General features: G+C 71.2%; 14 protein-coding genes. 5 read left to right on the forward strand and 9 right to left on the reverse strand.

The features are described 5' to 3' along the window. Nucleotides 1-2: 2 nt before the first annotated feature. Entirely contained in the window at nt 3-1,358 is a 1,356-nt protein-coding gene (locus AV521_RS01855; protein WP_076082475.1) for a VWA domain-containing protein, read from the reverse strand. Then, nucleotides 1,355-2,212, reverse strand: a complete 858-nt coding sequence (locus AV521_RS01860; protein ID WP_076082477.1) for a MoxR family ATPase — start codon at nt 2,210-2,212, stop codon at nt 1,355-1,357. Before AV521_RS01860 ends, AV521_RS01855 begins: the two co-directional genes overlap by 4 nt. 157 nt (nt 2,213-2,369) lie before the next feature. Between AV521_RS01860 and AV521_RS01865 the strand changes: the two genes are divergently transcribed. The 4 genes from AV521_RS01865 to AV521_RS01880 all read left to right on the forward strand — a co-directional run bounded on the left by AV521_RS01865 (nt 2,370) and on the right by AV521_RS01880 (nt 5,493). Continuing rightward, entirely contained in the window at nt 2,370-2,942 is a 573-nt protein-coding gene (locus AV521_RS01865; RefSeq protein ID WP_076082479.1) for a TetR/AcrR family transcriptional regulator, read from the forward strand. A gap of 69 nt (nt 2,943-3,011) precedes the next feature. Then, entirely contained in the window at nt 3,012-3,755 is a 744-nt protein-coding gene (locus tag AV521_RS01870) for an ABC transporter permease (RefSeq protein WP_079249070.1), read from the forward strand. Further along, nucleotides 3,752-4,423 (forward strand): ABC transporter permease, encoded by a 672-nt coding sequence (locus tag AV521_RS01875; protein ID WP_076082481.1) that lies wholly within the window; start codon nt 3,752-3,754, stop codon nt 4,421-4,423. Before AV521_RS01870 ends, AV521_RS01875 begins: the two co-directional genes overlap by 4 nt. Next, complete coding sequence (locus AV521_RS01880) at nt 4,420-5,493, forward strand: ABC transporter substrate-binding protein (RefSeq protein ID WP_079249109.1); 1,074 nt, start codon at nt 4,420-4,422, stop codon at nt 5,491-5,493. Before AV521_RS01875 ends, AV521_RS01880 begins: the two co-directional genes overlap by 4 nt. A gap of 24 nt (nt 5,494-5,517) precedes the next feature. Here the strand turns inward: AV521_RS01880 and AV521_RS01885 are convergent, their stop codons facing one another. After that, complete coding sequence (locus AV521_RS01885) at nt 5,518-6,672, reverse strand: betaine/proline/choline family ABC transporter ATP-binding protein (protein WP_076082482.1); 1,155 nt, start codon at nt 6,670-6,672, stop codon at nt 5,518-5,520. 171 nt (nt 6,673-6,843) lie between these two features. Between AV521_RS01885 and AV521_RS01890 the strand changes: the two genes are divergently transcribed. Next, nucleotides 6,844-7,899, forward strand: a complete 1,056-nt coding sequence (locus tag AV521_RS01890; protein ID WP_076082484.1) for an esterase family protein — start codon at nt 6,844-6,846, stop codon at nt 7,897-7,899. 70 nt (nt 7,900-7,969) lie between these two features. Here AV521_RS01890 and AV521_RS01895 read toward each other — a convergent pair whose 3' ends face one another. The 6 genes from AV521_RS01895 to rhaI form a co-directional block, all read right to left on the reverse strand. After that, nucleotides 7,970-8,611 (reverse strand): lactate utilization protein C, encoded by a 642-nt coding sequence (locus AV521_RS01895; protein WP_076082486.1) that lies wholly within the window; start codon nt 8,609-8,611, stop codon nt 7,970-7,972. Then, a complete protein-coding gene (locus AV521_RS01900) occupies nt 8,608-10,086 on the reverse strand; it encodes a LutB/LldF family L-lactate oxidation iron-sulfur protein (RefSeq protein ID WP_076082487.1) in 1,479 nt (492 codons plus the stop codon). Before AV521_RS01900 ends, AV521_RS01895 begins: the two co-directional genes overlap by 4 nt. After that, nucleotides 10,083-10,838, reverse strand: coding sequence for a (Fe-S)-binding protein (locus AV521_RS01905; protein ID WP_076082489.1), 756 nt, complete (start codon nt 10,836-10,838; stop codon nt 10,083-10,085). The genes AV521_RS01900 and AV521_RS01905 overlap by 4 nt, the downstream gene beginning before the upstream one ends. A gap of 71 nt (nt 10,839-10,909) precedes the next feature. Continuing rightward, on the reverse strand, nt 10,910-12,358 hold the full coding sequence (locus AV521_RS01910) for a rhamnulokinase family protein (RefSeq protein WP_079249071.1): 1,449 nt from the start codon (nt 12,356-12,358) through the stop codon (nt 10,910-10,912). Then, nucleotides 12,355-14,394, reverse strand: a complete 2,040-nt coding sequence (locus AV521_RS01915; RefSeq protein ID WP_076082492.1) for a bifunctional rhamnulose-1-phosphate aldolase/short-chain dehydrogenase — start codon at nt 14,392-14,394, stop codon at nt 12,355-12,357. The genes AV521_RS01910 and AV521_RS01915 overlap by 4 nt, the downstream gene beginning before the upstream one ends. Nucleotides 14,395-14,502: 108 nt before the next feature. Next, nucleotides 14,503-15,663 (reverse strand): L-rhamnose isomerase, encoded by a 1,161-nt coding sequence (rhaI, locus tag AV521_RS01920; RefSeq protein WP_076082494.1) that lies wholly within the window; start codon nt 15,661-15,663, stop codon nt 14,503-14,505. Nucleotides 15,664-15,805 lie beyond the last annotated feature (142 nt).

Here is a 15,805-nt window from a genome sequence, read left to right on the forward strand (position 1 = left end):
GATCACACCGGCAGCAGGCGGGCGATCAGCGCGCTGAGCTGACGGGCCGTACGGCACTCGTGCATCTCGACCAGATCGGCGTAGGCGGGTGCGGCCGAGTCGCCGGTGCCCCACTGGGCACGCGGCTCCGGGTTCAGCCAGTACACGCGGCGGGCCCGCCGGGCGACCTCGCGTACGGCGGCCAGGTTCGGGTCGCTCATGTTCGTCCGGGCGTCCCCGAGGACGAACACCGTGGTGCGCGGTCCGACCGCATCTCCGTACCGCTCGGCGAACTCGCCCAGGGCGACGCCGTAGTCGCTGCTGCCGTGCCAGCCGGTGAGCGTGGCCTCCGCGCGGATGCGGGCGCCGAGCCCGTCGGGGTCGGCGCGCCCGTGGTCGAGCAGGCCGGTGACCTCGTCCAGCCGGTTGACGAAGGCGAACACGCGGATCTTGCTGAACTGGTCGTGCAGCGCCTGCACCAGCAGCATCGTGAAGTCCGAGAAGCCGGACACCGAGCCGGACACGTCGCAGAGCAGCACCAGTTCGGGGCGGACCGGGCGGCGTCGGCGCAGCACCGGCCGCATCGGCACCCCGCCGGTGGACAGCGAGGAGCGCAGCGTGCGGCGCAGGTCGACCGAGCCGCGCGCGGCCCGGCGCCGGCGCGCCGCCAGCCGGGTGGCCAGCTTGCGCGCGAGCGGCTGCACGGCCCGGCGCAGCTCGGCCAGTTGGTCCCGGCCCGCGAACAGGAAGTCCACCCGGTCGGCGGTCGGCCGGACACCGCGCCGGGCGATCTCGTCCCGCCCGCGCCGCTCGGCGACCCGGCGCCGCGCCTCCGCCCCGACCAGCCGCCGGAACTCCTCGATACGGCGCCGGATCTCGTCGTCCAGCAACCGGTCCGTGAACCCGGCACCGCTGCCGTCCCGGCCCCGGACATCCGCCCGCACCCGCGCCAACAGGGTCTGCGGACGCAGCCGTTCGAGCGTCTGGTACGCCGAGAAGCCGTCCGAGCCCGGTGAACTGCCGTATCCCCCCAGGCCGTCGACGGCTTCGGCAGCCAACCGGGCCATCAGGGCCTGGTCATTGCCGGCCAGAGCCTGGGCCAGCCGGTCGCGCAGCTCGTCCCGATCCTGGCCGGCGCCCTGCGGGCCGCCGACCGCCCGAGGGAGGAAGTACAGGTCGAAGACGGGGTCGAACACCGCCCGCTGTCCGGGGCCGTGCAGCAGCGTCGCGGCCAGGCCCTCGCGCAGCAGCTCCCGGTCCGCGAGCCCCAGCGCCTCCACCGCGCGGGCCGCGTCCACGCTCTCGCCGGTGCCGATCCGCAGGCCGTGTGCGCGCAGCGCCCCGACCAGCCCGGTGATCCGCTCGGCGACACCGGTCACAGCGCGTCCAGGTCGAGCTTCGCCGCCGCCTTCTGGATGTCGTCCTGATGCTTGAGGATCACCCCGAGGCTGTCCCGTACGACCGTCTCGTCCAGGGTGTCGGCGCCCAGCGCCAGCAGGGTGCGCGCCCAGTCGATGGTCTCGGCGACGGACGGCACCTTGCGCAGGTCCATCGCGCGCAGCGCCCCGACCACCCGGACCACCGACTCGGTCAGCGCGGCTCCGAGGCCCGGCACCTTCAGCCGTACGATCCGCCGTTCCAGCTCCTCCTCGGGGAAGCCGATGTGCAGGAACAGACAGCGTCGGCGCAGCGCCTCGGACAGCTCCCGGCCGGCGTTGGAGGTGAGGACGACGAACGGGCGGCGGGTCGCGATGACCGTGCCCAGCTCCGGGACCGTGATCTGGAAGTCGCTGAGCACCTCCAGCAGCAGTCCCTCCATCTCGACGTCGGCCTTGTCGGTCTCGTCGATCAGCAGCACGGTCGGCTCCGCACCGCGGATGGCGGTGAGCAGCGGGCGGGGGAGCAGGAACTCCTCGCTGAAGATGTCGGTGCGGGTCTCGTCCCAGCTCTCGTCGCGGCCGGCGCTGATCCGCAGCAGCTGCTTGGCGTGGTTCCACTCGTACAGCGCCCGGGACTCGTCCACGCCCTCATAGCACTGCAGCCGCACCAGCCGGGCCCCGGCCACCTGGGCGACGGCCTTGGCCAGCTCGGTCTTGCCGACCCCGGCGGGGCCCTCCACCAGCAGCGGCTTGCCCAGCCGGTCGGCGAGGAAGACGGTCGTGGCGACGGAGGGCGAGGCGAGGTAGCCGGTCGCGGCGAGGCGGGTGGAGACGTCGTCGACGGACGTGAACAACGGGGCCTCCGGCGGGTCGGGGACAGTGTCCGATCTCTCTCCTATCTAAGCGCTTGTTCAGCGACTCTGTCACGTGGATTCGGCGGAAGCGGCAGGGGCGCCGAGCGATATACACCGATCGGTTTCCTTTCATCCGTGCTCCGGTTAACCTCGCTCCATGGCCTCCACAGACAAGATGTCCCCGCGCGACCGGCTGCTCGACGCGGCGGCCCGGCTCTCCTACCGCGACGGCGTCTCCGTCGGCATCGAGGCGCTGTGCCGGGAGGCGGGCGTCTCCAAGCGGTCGATGTACCAGTTCTTCGACAGCAAGGACGCGATGCTGGCCGCGAGCCTGGAGCGGCGCATCCCCCGCTACGACGCCCAGCTCGCGCCCCCCGACCCGGAGGCCGCGACCCCGCGCGAGCGCATCCTGTACGTCTTCGAACGCCTGGAGCGGGCCTCCGCTGCCGCCGACTACCACGGCTGCCCCTACCTGGCCGTGCTGGTGGAGCTGAAGAACCCGGAGCACCCGGCGAGCGTGGTCGCCCGCGCGGTCAAGGACCGGCTGGCCGAGAGGTTCCGTGCCGACGCCGAGCGCGGCGGCGCCCGCGATCCCGAGCTGCTAGCCCGCCAGCTCGTGCTGGTCTTCGACGGCGCGAGCGCCCGGGCCGGTGCGAAGGTCGAGCACCTGGGCGACGGACTGGCCACGGCGACGGTGACGGCACTGCTGGACGCGGCAGGGATGCGGTAGCACCCCCACCGGCCCCATACGGGTCAGTACAACGCGCCGACCCGCTCGCCCGGCCGGTCCAATGAAACCGTGACCGCGCCCCCGGACGACTGCCTCGCGCGCAACGAATGGATCTGCGGCGCCTATCTGAGCACCCGCCGCCAGATCGTCCTCGACGCGGTCGTCCAGCACCTCCAGCTGACCGCCCTGTCGGTCCTCATCGGCCTGGTCATCGCGCTGCCGCTGGCGGTGCTGGCCCGCCGCTGGGGCTGGGCGGCCGGACCGGTCCTCGCCGTCACGACGATCCTCTACACCATCCCGTCCCTGGCGATGTTCTCCCTGCTCCTGCCGCTGTACGGCCTCTCGGCCACGCTCGTCGTCGCCGGGCTCGTGCTGTACTCGCTGACCCTGCTCGTCCGGAACATCCTCGCGGGCCTGCGCGCGGTCCCCGAGGAGACCCGGCAGGCCGCGCGCGGCCTCGGCTACGGCCCCGTCCGCCTGCTGCTCACCGTGGAACTGCCCCTCGCCCTGCCCGCCGCGATGGCCGGCCTGCGCATCGCCACGGTCTCGGCGGTCTCCCTGGTCACGGTCGGCGCGATCGTCGGCTTCGGCGGCCTCGGCAACCTCATCTACGCGGGCATGAACACCTACTTCAAGGCCCAGGTGCTCACCGCGTCCGTCCTGTGCGTGCTGATCGCCGTCGCCGCCGACCTGCTCCTGCTGGGTGTGCAGTGGCTGATCACGCCGTGGACGAGAGCGGGGCGGGCGCGTGTGTCTGCCCGGCGCACGCGGGTGCGCACGAGGGCCGCCGGGGCGAAGGCGGGCCGCGCATGAGCACGCTCACCGCGACCTGGCACTGGCTCACCGATCCCGCGCACTGGTCGGGCGCCGACGGCATCGGGCACCGGCTGCTCCAGCACCTCGCCCTCACCGCCGTCTGCCTGGTCATCAGCTGCGTGCTCGCGCTCCCGGTCGCCCTGGTCCTCGGCCACCTCGGAAAGGGCGGTGCGCTCGCCGTCAACATCTCCAACGTCGGCCGGGCCGTCCCCACCTTCGCCGTCCTCGTGCTGCTGCTCCTCACCCCGGTCGGGAAGTGGGGCGAGGGTCCCACGGTGGTGGCCCTGGTGCTGTTCGCCGTGCCCCCGCTGCTCACCAACGCCTACGTCGGCATGCGCGAGGTCGACCGCGGTGTCGTCCGGGCGGCCCGGGGCATGGGGATGACCGGGCGGCAGATGCTGCTGCGCGTGGAGCTGCCCCTCGCCCTGCCGATGGTCATGAACGGGGTGCGGATCGCCGCCGTCCAGCTCGTCGCCACCGCCACCATCGCCGCGCTCGCGGGCGGCGGCGGGCTCGGCCGGATCATCACCGCCGGCTTCAACCTCGCCAGCACGCCCCAGGTGGTCGCGGGCGCCCTGCTCGTCGCCGTGTTCGCGCTCGTCGTCGAGGCCGTCTTCGAGATCGCCGAGCGACTGGCACCAGTGTGGGCACGGAGCGGCCGATGACGGCTGGTACGGGTGGTGGCGTGGGGCGGTTGGTGACGGCTGGTACGGGTGGTGGCGTGGGGCGGTTGGTGACCGGCACCGGTGTGCGTGCGGGACGGCCGGTGACCGGCACCCGTGGCGACGTGGCGTGGGCCGTGAGAAGAGGCCTCCCGGCCCTCCTGTTCCTCGCCCTCGCGGCCTGCTCCACCGGTCCCTCCCTGGAGAACCGTGCCCAGGTCACCGCACCGCCCGGCGACAGCCATCACCTGACCATCGGCTCGGCCGGCTTCACCGAGAGCGACCTGCTCGCCCAGATGTACGCCCAGCTGCTGAACCAGGCCGGCTACAAGACCTCGATCCTCACCGTCGCCAACCGTGAGCTGTACGAACCGGCGCTGGAGTCCGGCCAGATCGACGTCGTGCCCGAGTACGCGGCCACCTTCGCCGACTGGCTGAACGCCAAGACCCACGGCGCCGACGCCAAGCCCGTCGGCTCCCCCGACCTCGAGGCGACGATGCGGGCCCTGCGCGCGCTCGCCACGCCCCGCGGGCTCACCGTCCTGCCGCCCGGCCGCGCCGTCGACCAGAACGCCTTCGCGGTCACCGCCGCCTACGCCCGCGAACACCACCTCAAGACCCTCGGCGACCTTGGCGCCGCGAAGCTGAAGGTACGGCTCGCGGCGGGCGACGAGTGCGTTCAACGACCTTACTGTGAACCGGGGTTGAAGAGGGTGTACGGCATCGACATCACCGGCATCGACCCCAAGGGCGTCGGCACCACCCAGGCCAAGCGGGCCGTGCAGAACGGGCAGGACCAGATGGTACTGACCACGACCACGGATGCCACGCTGGACCAGTTCGGACTCGTGCTCCTCGCCGACGACAGGCACCTGCAGAACGCCGACTACATCGTCCCGGTCGTCAACCGCTCCCGCGCGGGCAGCGAACGCGTGACGACGGCGCTGGGCAAGCTCAACGACAAACTGACAACGGCCGACCTGGCCACCATGAACGAGCAGGTCGACAGCTGGCGGCGGCTCGCCTCGGACGTCACCCGCGCCTATCTCAAGGACAAGGGCCTGCTGAAGTGACCAGGGCGGCCAAGGCGCCTCGTGTCAGGCGTCCGACACCGAGTCGAACGACACCTGCCCCCGCGCCACGCCCCGCGCGTCCGCGTCCACCGAGCGGCGCAGCGCCTCATGCAGCTTGGCCGGGGTGAGCACGCCGAGGAAGCGCGCGCCGTCCAGCACCGCGACCCACCCGGCGTCGTACTGGAGCATCACCCCGAACGCCTGCTTCAGCGGCGTACCCACCGGCACCCACGCGGTCATCCGGTGGGTCAGCTCCCCGACCGTGCCGCCGGCCGAAAGCTCGTCGATGCCGACCCAGCCGCGCAGATCGCCGTCCGCGTCGAGGACGACGGCCCACCGGGCGCGCTCGGCCCGCAGTCGCTCGACAGCTCGCTCGGCGGGCTCGTCCAGCCGGGCCACGGGCGGCTGTTCCAGGTCGTCCGGCTCGATCGTGGTGACCGACAGCCGCTTCAGTCCTCGGTCGGCGCCCACGAAGGAGGCGACGTACGGCGTCGCGGGCGCCCCGAGCACCGCGCCCGGTGTGTCGAACTGCTCGATGCGCCCCTGCCCGTACACGGCGATGCGGTCGCCGAGCCGGACGGCCTCCTCGATGTCGTGCGTGACCAGCAGCACCGTCTTGCGCACCGCGGCCTGCATCCGCAGGAACTCGTCCTGAAGCTGCTCGCGCACCACCGGGTCGACCGCGCCGAACGGCTCGTCCATCAGCAGCACCGGCGGGTCCGCCGCGAGCGCCCGCGCCACCCCGACCCGCTGCCGCTGCCCGCCGGACAGCTGCTCCGGATAGCGCGGCCCGTACGTCTTCGGGTCGAGCCCCACCAGATCCAGCAGCTCGGCGGCCCGCGCCCGCGCCTTCGCCCGCTTCCAGCCGAGCAGCGCGGGCACGGTCGCGGTGTTGTCCAGGACGGTGCGGTGCGGAAAGAGGCCGACCTGCTGGATGACGTACCCGATACGGCGGCGCAGCCGCACCGGGTCGACGGCGGCGATGTCCTCGTCCTCGACGAAGATCCGGCCGGAGGTAGGCTCGATCAGCCGGTTGACCATCATCATGGTCGTCGTCTTGCCGCAGCCGGACGGGCCGACGAGCGTGACCAGCTCGCCCTCGGCCACCTCGAAGGAAAGGTCGTCCACGGCCGTCGTACCGTCCGGATACCGCTTGGTGACCTGCTCGAACCGGATCATTCCCTCACGCTAGCGGGGCCCGCCGGAGCACGCTCGGCGACGAAGCGGAACGAGAGGGAACGGGGTGGCGCGAGGGGCCGTGGCCGGAACCGGCTTGGATCAACGCGCCTGACTGTGATTCCGTTGCAACCAGACATCATCACTCATCACGGACTTGCCGGAGGTTGACTCTTGAGCTTGACGGGAACGACGTTTTTCGTCCTGCTGATCGTGGCCACGGCCGTGTGCGTGATCGGGACGATGGTGCTGTGGTCGGTGGTCAGGGGACCCCGGCCGGTGCGCTGGGTGCAGCGGTTCGTGATGATCGGCCTGTGCCAGCTCAGCGCCATCTCGGTGGTCGCGACCTTGATCAACAACGACTACGGTCTCTACGCCTCCTGGGACGACCTCCTCGGCCGCAACAACGGAGCCGTGGCGATGCCCGGGCCCCCGGCGGACCGCGCCAAGTTCACCCACACCGAGACAGGGCTGCTGGACACGTACTTCCGCGGCCGGCATTCGGCCCTGTCCGGGCAGGTCATCGTCTGGACACCGCCGCAGTACAACGAGGCCCGGTACCGCCACACCCGCTTCCCGGTGGTGCTGCTCCTGCACGGAGTCCCCGGAGGCCCCGCCTCCTGGCTGGAGCACGGCGGTATGCCGGGGGACTTCGAGCAGCTGGTGAACGCGCGCACCAGCCATCCCTTCATCCTGGCCATGCCCACGGTCGACCCGGGCGGCATCGACACCGACTGCACCGACCAACGCAACCGGAAGGTGGCCACCTGGATGGCGGCCGACGTCCCGGAGCTGATCAGCAAGAAGTTCCGCACCCTGCCCGGAGCCAAGGGCTGGGGCGTGATGGGTTTCTCCACCGGGGGCTTCTGCGCGGCCCGGCTCCCGCTGGCCTATCCGAAGGTCTTCGCGGCCGGGGCGGCACTGGATCCCGATCCACTCACCGGCGATCAGGGCGTGATCGGCGACCCGGAGGTCCGCAAACTCACCAGCCCCACGTACATGGTGCGGCACACCACCGCCCCGGTCGGGCTGTTCCTGGCCACGTCCGCCCAGGACCGGCTCAGCCCGCCGCACTACATCGAGCAGTTCGCCCAGGCCGCGGCCGGCACCCCGGTCCGGACCCAGACCCTGGTGCTGCCCGCGGGCGGCCACAACTACAACACATGGACACGTCTGTACCCAGCCGCCTTCAGTTTCCTCAGCCGCGAAACATCCGCTCCCAAGGGGTGAGGTCAATTCCGCCTCCAGCAGGTGCTGGAGGCCCTCGACGCGGTGACACAGCGGCGTACGGCCCGGTTCGTCAGCCGAGCAGGATGACTTCCAGCTTCCGCGGGCCGTGCACGCCCTCGACCCGGTCCAGTTCGATGTCGCTGGTGGCCGACGGGCCCGAGATCCAGGTCAACGGACGGGCCGGGTCGAGGCGTTCGAGGGCCTGGGGGACCGAGGGGACCACCTGGTCCGGGACGCGGACGACGCAGATGTGATGGTCGGGAATGAGCGAGATCCGGCGGCGGCCCTGGCCGGGGGAGCCGTCCAGGACGATCGTGCCGGTCTCGGCGATCGCCACCGCACACCCCGTCACCACACTGTCCACCCGGTCCAGCCGGTGTGGTGTGCTCTCCGGCCGGTCGTCGATCCGCGTCACGTCCGCGGCGGACAGCCACTCGGGCGGGAGACCGGGCGGCACCAGTACCTCCCTGGAGCCGTGCCCGGCCAGCAGGCGCATGACCAGGTCCGGGACCTCCTCGGCGTTGCCGCGGTGCACGATCGCCCGGTAGTCCGCCAGGTTCTCCGCCAGCAGTTCCACCGTCTGCCCGGTCGTGCGGTGACCGTGCTCCCGCAGATAGTCGCGGTTCACGGCCTCCTCGTACGGCCGCTCGTCCGGTGTCACGTCGGCGAGCGCCCGCCGTACCCGGCCCAGGACCCTGTCCCTGCTGCTCACTTGGCGTCGTCCTTTCCACCGCGGGTGCGCTGCCACCAGTCCCGGAAGGGTTCCGCAGGTACGGGCGGCAGGTCCCGGGTGCCGCTCCACGCCTTTCCCGGGCCGGGCAGGGTACGGGGGTGGAGGCGGCGGGTGCGGGAGGCGAGGCGCTGGCCGGTGCGCAGGGCGCCGGGGTGGGTGAACGTCCAGCGTGCCGCGCGCATGGCCGCCCGTTCGGCCGCATGGCCCTTGGCCGGCTTCAGTATCACCTTGTTGCCCTGCCGTACCGCGGGACCGCCCTCCACGACCCGCTCGCGCAGATGGACCAGCACCTCGGGGATGTCGATGGCGACCGGGCACACCTCGTAGCAGGCGCCGCACAGACTCGACGCGTACGGCAGCGAGGCGTCGATCTCGCTCGCCGTGCCCCGGAGTTGGGGGCTGAGGATCGCGCCGATCGGGCCTGGGTAGACCGAGCCGTAGGCGTGCCCGCCGGCCCGTTCGTACACGGGGCAGACGTTGAGGCAGGCCGAGCAGCGGATGCAGCGCAGGGCCTGGCGGCCGACCTGGTCGGCGAGGGTGTCGGTGCGGCCGTTGTCGAGCAGCACCAGATGGAAGGTCCGCGGCCCGTCGTCGTCCGTCGTCCCGGTCCACATGCTCGTGTACGGGTTCATGCGCTCGGCGGTGGAGGAGCGGGGGAGCGTCTGGAGGAAGACCTCCAGGTCCCGCCAGGTCGGCACCACCTTCTCGATGCCCACGACCGAGATCAGCGTCTCCGGCAGGGTCAGACACATCCGGCCGTTGCCCTCGGACTCCACCACCACCAGCGTGCCGGTCTCGGCGACCATGAAGTTGGCGCCGGAGATGCCGACCCTGGCCCGCAGGAACTTCTCCCGCAGATGCAGCCGCGCGGCCTCGGCGAGTTCGGCGGGCGTGTCGGTGAGCCCCTCGGGGGCCGGCCGGCCCCACTCGCCCATCTCCGCGCGGAAGATGTCCCGGATCTCACCCCGGTTGCGATGGATCGCCGGCACCAGGATGTGCGAGGGCCGGTCCTTGCCCAACTGCACGATCAGCTCGGCGAGATCGGTCTCGTAGGCGCGGATGCCCTCGTCGAGAAGGGCCTCGTTGAGCCCGATCTCCTGCGTGGCCATCGACTTGACCTTGACGACCTCCGACTCACCGGTCTCCTGGACGAGCCGAGTGACGATTCGGTTGGCCTCGTCCGCGTCGGCGGCCCAGTGCACCGTTCCGCCCGCCGCCGTGACCGACTCCTCCAACTGCACGAGATAGCGGTCGAGATGGCACAGCGTGTGGTCCTTGATCCGGCGGCCCGCCTCACGCAGCGCCGGCCAGTCGTCCAACTCCGCCACCGCACGAGCCCGTTTGGCACGGATGGTGTGCGTGGCGTGCCGCAGATTGCCGCGCAGGACGGGATTGTGAACGGCATCGTGCGCGGCCTCGGGAAAGGCCGGCATGCCGACGAACGTTCCGCTCATGCCGCCGGTTCCTCCTCCGTGCTCGCCAGGATCTCCGCGATGTGCACCGGCCGCATGGTGGTACGCAGCCGGCTCATCGTGCCGCCGAGGTGCATCAGACACGAGTTGTCGGCCGCGCACAGCACCTGAGCACCCGTCGACTCGGCACTGCGCACCTTGTCCGCGCCCATCGCCGCCGACACCTCCGCGTTCTTCACCGCGAACGTGCCGCCGAACCCACAGCACTCCTCGGCACCCGGCAACTCGACCAGCTCCAGACCCTTGACGGCCCGGAGCAGCCGGAGCGGCCGGTCGCCGAGCCCGAGGGAGCGCAGGCCGTGGCAGGTCGGATGGTAGGTGACCTTGTGCGGGTAATGGGCGCCGACGTCCGTCACCCCGAGCACGTCCACCAGGAACTCCGTCAGCTCGTACGTCTTCGGCACCACCGGCGCCAGCGTCCGGGCCAGCGAGTCCCCGCGCCCTTCGGCGCGCGCCCGCTCACCCATCCGCGGATACAGCTCCCGCACCATCGCCCCGCAGGACCCGGACGGGGTCACGATCGCCTCGTAGCCGCCGAAGACATCGGAGAAGTGCCGGGCCAGCGGCTCGGCCTCGTGCCGGTAACCGGTGTTGTAGTGCGCCTGACCGCAGCAGCTCTGACCCAGCGGGAAGTCGACGTCGACACCCAGTCTGGTCAGCAGTTTCACCACGGCACGGCCGGTGTCCGGATAGAGCGTGTCGTTGACGCAGGTCAGGAACAGGGCGACACGCATCGCGGCTCCTCGGGATCGGTCATCGGACGAGTGCAGGGTAGTCGGCGGACATCGTCGAGGGGAGAGTGCCGCTACGGCGTGGCGATCCGCGCCGCGGCCTCCCGCCAGCGGGCGCCGTCGCCGCGGGGCGCGTACCGGGTCAAAGGCTGGGTGCGGGTGAGCAGCCGGCGCATCGCGGGCAGGTCGCCGACCAGCCCGTGGGTACGGGCCTGGACCAGGACGTTGCCGAGGGCCGCGGCCTCCGTCGCACCTGCCACCACGGGCAGCCCGCACGCGTCGGCGGTCAGCTGGCACAGCAGCGCGTTACGGGTGCCGCCCCCGACGACGTACACCACGTCCACCGGGTGGTCGGCCAGCCGTCCGGCGTCCTCGACGGCCCGCCGGTGGGCAAGGGCCAGCGAGTCCAGGATGCACCGGGTGACCTCCGCCCGTGTCACCGGCACCGGCTGCCCCGACGCCCGGCACGCCTCGGCGATCCGCTCCGGCATCCGCCCCGGCGCCAGGAACGTCACGTCCCCGGCGTCCACCACCGACCGCAGCGACGGCACGCCCCCGGCCTCGCGCAGCAGCAGCCCCAAGTCCGGCTCACCCCATGCCCGTTGGCACTCCTGGAGCAGCCACAGCCCCATGATGTTGCGCAGGTACCGGACCGTGCCGTCGAGCCCCAGCTCATTGGTGAAGTTCGCGGCCCGGCTCTCCTCGGTGAGCACCGGAGCGGTCAGCTCCAGCCCCGCCAGGGACCAGGTGCCGGTGCAGATGTAGGCGAAGCGCTCACCGGCCGCCGGGACGGCTGCCACCGCGGAAGCGGTGTCGTGCGAGCCGACCGCCGTCACCGGCACCGGACCGGTCAGCCCCGTCTCCTCCAGCACCTCCGGCCGCAGCACCCCGGCCGGATCGCCGGGCCGCCGCAGCGGCGCGAACAGCCCGAGGTCGACCCCGAGCCGCTCGGCGATCTCGTACGACCAGGTCCGTGTCCGCGGGTCGATCAGCTGGGTGGTGGAGGCGTTGGTCAGCTCGGTGCCCTGCTCGCCGGTCAGCCAGTACGACAGCAGATCCGGGATCATCAACAGCCGGTCGGCCTGGGCGAGTTGTGCGGTGGAGCGGGCGGACACGAGCTGGTACAGAGTGTTGAACGGCGCGTACTGGATGCCCGTCGCCGCATACAGCTCCCGGGCCGGCACGGTCGCCCACACCTTCTCCGCGACGCCCTCCGTGCGTGCGTCGCGATAGTGCACCGGGTTGCCCAGCAAGGCCCCGCCGGCGTCCAGCAGACCGTAGTCGACGGCCCAGCTGTCGATGCCGACGGAAGCCACCGGGCCGGCCGCCCGCAGCCCCTCCATCGCACCGCCGTACAGCGCGAGAATGTCCCAGCGCAGCCCTTCCGCGAGACGCACCGGTCGGTTCGGGAACCGGTGCGCCTCGCTCAGTTCCAGGGTGTCCGGGCCCACCCGGCCGACCATCACCCGCCCGCTGGACGCGCCCAGATCGACCGCCGCGTACGACCGCACGCCCTCGCTCATCGCAGGAACGCGGCCGCCACACCCGCGTCGACCGGGATGTGCAGCCCCGTGGTGTGCGTGAGGTCGCCGCCGGTGAGCGCGAAGACGGCGTTGGCCACATGCTCGGGCAGCACCTCCCGCTTCAGGAGCGTCCGCTGTGCGTAGAACTCACCCAGCTTCTCCTCCGGCACCCCGTACACCGCGGCCCGCTGCGCACCCCAGCCGCCCGCGAAGATTCCCGAGCCGCGCACCACACCGTCCGGATTGACCCCGTTGACCCGGATGCCGTTCTCACCCAACTCCGCTGCGAGCAGCCGTACTTGATGCGCCTGGTCCGCCTTGGCCGCGGAGTAGGCGATGTTGTCGGGCCCGGCGAACACGGCGTTCTTGGAAGCGATGTACACGACGTCGCCGCCCAGCCCCTGCGCGATCATCACCCGGGCCGCCTCCCGCGACACGAGGAAGGACCCGCGGGCCATGATGGCGTGCTGAAGGTCCCAGTCCTTCACGGATGTCTCCAGCAACGGCCTGGAGACGGAGATCCCGGCGTTGTTCACCACGAGGTCGACTCCGCCGAAGGCGAGTACGGCCGCCCGGAACGCGTCGGCGATCTGCTCCTCGTCGGTGACGTCCACGGTCACGGCGACGGCATGGTCCGGCACGCCCAGTTCCTCGGCGACGGCGGCGGCACTCTCGCCGTTCACATCGGCTACGACGACACAGGCGCCCTCGGCCACCAGCCGATGCGCGATCGCCTTCCCGATCCCGCTGCCGGCCCCCGTGACGAAGGCGACCCGCGTCGCCAGGGCCTTCGCCCTCGGCATCCGCCGCAGCTTGGCCTCCTCCAACGCCCAGTACTCGATGCGGAACTTCTCGGCCTCCTCGATCGGCGCATACGCCGAAACCGCTTCCGCGCCACGCATCACACGGATGGCGTTGGCATAGAACTCCCCGGCCACGCGCGCGGTCTGCTTGTCCTTGCCGAAGGAGAACATGCCGACCCCGGGGATCAGTACGATCGCCGGATCGGCACCGCGCATGGCGGGGGAGTCGGGCAACGCGTGCCGCGTGTAGTAGGCGGCGTACTCCTCCCGGTACGCGGCATGCAGCTCCTGGAGCCGGGCGACGGCCTCCACCAGTGGTGCGGACGGCGGCAGGTCCAGGACCAGCGGCCGTACCTTCGTACGCAGGAAGTGATCCGGACAGGAGGTGCCCAGGGCCGCCAGCCGTGGATGCCCGGCCCGGGAGACGAAGTCCAGCACCACGTCGGTGTCGTCGAAGTGCCCCACCTGGGGCTTGTCCCGGGAGGCAAGGGCCCGCACATACGGCGCGAGTGCCGCCGCCCGCTCCCTCCGCTCGGCCTCGGGCAGCGCTTCGTACCCCTCGACGACCGCCCCGAAGGGCTCCGGCCTGCCACGCCCGGCGATGAACTCCTCGGCGGTACGGATGATGTGCAGGGAGTTGCGCTCACACTCCTCGGAGCTGTCGCCCCAGGCGGTGATGCCGTGCCCGCCGAGGATGCAGCCGATGGCCTGCGGACGGGCGGCCTTGATGGCGGCGATGTCGAGCCCCAGCTGAAACCCGGGCCGCCGCCACGGCACCCACACCACACGGTCCCCGAAACACTCGGCGGTCAGCTTCTCCCCGTCGGCCGCACAGGCGAGCGCGATGCCGGAGTCGGGGTGAAGGTGGTCGACGTGGGGCGCGTCCACGAGCCCGTGCATGGCGGTGTCGATCGACGGCGCCGCCCCGCCCTTCCCATGCAGGCAGTAGTCGAACGCACCGACCATCTCGTCTTCGCGCGCGACCCCGGGATAGACCTCCACAAGCGCCCGCAGCCGGTCCAACCGCAACACCGCGAGCCCGGATTCGGCAAGGGTGCCGAGATCACCCCCGGACCCCTTGACCCACATGAGTTCGACGTCACCGCCGGTGACGGGATCGGTGCCGATGCCCTTCGCGGAGGCGTTTCCGCCGGCGTAGTTGGTGTTGCGGGGATCCGAGCCAAGGCGATGCGAACGAGCGAGTAGGGCGGCGGCTTCCGGCTGGGAGGTCATGCAGTTCAGTCCTTGTTCAGAAGAGGATGACTATCGAAGGGCCGCGGGGAACTGCGCGAGAAACCACAACGCTCCCGCACTCCGCAACGGCGCTTACCGGGCAGCTGCTTACGCCCCCCAACCCGCCTGCCTCCCCCCAACTCGCTCAGTGACGATCTTCCGAGCCCACCCGGACCGGGCATACGCACCCAACGGCTCGGGATCCAATCCCATCTCTTCTCGCACCTCACGGAGCAAGGGCCGCACGTCCGTGTCGTACGCGTCCATCAATACGGCGTTGGCGCCGAGCACATCACCGGCAGCCTGAGCCGAAGCCAACGCCCCCCTGTCAACGAGCAGCGCTTTCGCCGTGGCCTCCTGAACATTCGTCACCGACCGAATGATCGCCGGAATCTTCGCCTCGATGTTGTGACACTGATCGAGCATGAACGCGACCTCGGACGAGAAACCCCCACCCCGCACCACCTCACACATGATCCGGAACAACTGGAACGGATCAGCCGCGCCCACCATCAGGTCGTCGTCGGCGTAGAAACGGGAGTTGAAGTCGAACCCCCCGAGCCTTGCCGCCCGCAGCAACGTGGCCACGATGAACTCGATGTTGGTCCCCGGAGCGTGATGCCCGGTGTCGACGACCACCTGGGCCCGGTCACCGAGCTTGAGGCAGTGGGCGTAGGCGGTGCCCCAGTCCGGCACATCGGTCGTGTAGAACGCCGGCTCGAAGAGCTTGTACTCCAGCAGCATCCGCTGCCCCTCGCCGAGCCGCGCGTACACCTCGGCCAGTCCCTCCGCCAGCCGGTCCTGCCGTGCCCGGATGTCGTCCTGGCCGGGATAGTTCGTACCGTCGGCGAACCACAGCTTCAGATCCCGTGACCCGGTCGCGTCCATGATGTCGACGCACTCCAGCAGATGCCCGACCGCCTTGCGCCGTACCGCCGCGTCCGGATGGCAGATGCTGCCCAGTTTGTAGTCGTCGTCCTGGAAGGTGTTGGAGTTGATCGCGCCCAGCCTCAGCCCGCGCTCCTCGGCGTACTTGGCCAGCGCCGCATAGTCCTCGACCCGGTCCCAGGGGATGTGCAGCGCGACGGCCGGGGCCACGCCGGTGAACTCGTGCACCTTCGCCGCGTCCTGCAGCTTCTCCCACGGATCCCGCGGCACACCGGCCTGGGCGAACACCTTGAAGCGGGTCCCCGAGTTCCCGTAGGCCCACGACGGCGTCTCGACGGCCTGGGTCTTGAGCGCGGCCTTCACCGCGGCGAGGTCGGTCACGGCAGGACTCCTGGTGGTGTCGGCGGTAGCGACGTGTATGAAACGATTCAGAATCGCAAGCTAAGGGCGCCCGAAAGGGGTGTCAAGCGCTCCGGCCGACCCCGTTGCCCGTGACTGCGTCGCGACCTTCGTCCTTCGAGAC

The sequence above is a fragment of the Streptomyces sp. IMTB 2501 genome (genome assembly GCF_001953885.1).
In the GTDB taxonomy this organism is placed as follows: domain Bacteria; phylum Actinomycetota; class Actinomycetes; order Streptomycetales; family Streptomycetaceae; genus Streptomyces.

Bases quoted from the DNA above. Each gene is read 5' to 3' on its own strand.
- AV521_RS01865 (WP_076082479.1), top strand. From the start codon at position 2,370: ATGGCCTCCACAGACAAGATGTCCCCGCGCGACCGGCTGCTCGACGCG.
- AV521_RS01875 (WP_076082481.1), top strand. From the start codon at position 3,752: ATGAGCACGCTCACCGCGACCTGGCACTGGCTCACCGATCCCGCGCAC.
- AV521_RS01880 (WP_079249109.1), top strand. From the start codon at position 4,420: ATGACGGCTGGTACGGGTGGTGGCGTGGGGCGGTTGGTGACGGCTGGT.
- AV521_RS01885 (WP_076082482.1), bottom strand. From the start codon at position 6,672: ATGATCCGGTTCGAGCAGGTCACCAAGCGGTATCCGGACGGTACGACG.
- AV521_RS01900 (WP_076082487.1), bottom strand. From the start codon at position 10,086: ATGAGCGGAACGTTCGTCGGCATGCCGGCCTTTCCCGAGGCCGCGCAC.
- AV521_RS01905 (WP_076082489.1), bottom strand. From the start codon at position 10,838: ATGCGTGTCGCCCTGTTCCTGACCTGCGTCAACGACACGCTCTATCCG.
- AV521_RS01910 (WP_079249071.1), bottom strand. From the start codon at position 12,358: ATGAGCGAGGGCGTGCGGTCGTACGCGGCGGTCGATCTGGGCGCGTCC.
- AV521_RS01915 (WP_076082492.1), bottom strand. From the start codon at position 14,394: ATGACCTCCCAGCCGGAAGCCGCCGCCCTACTCGCTCGTTCGCATCGC.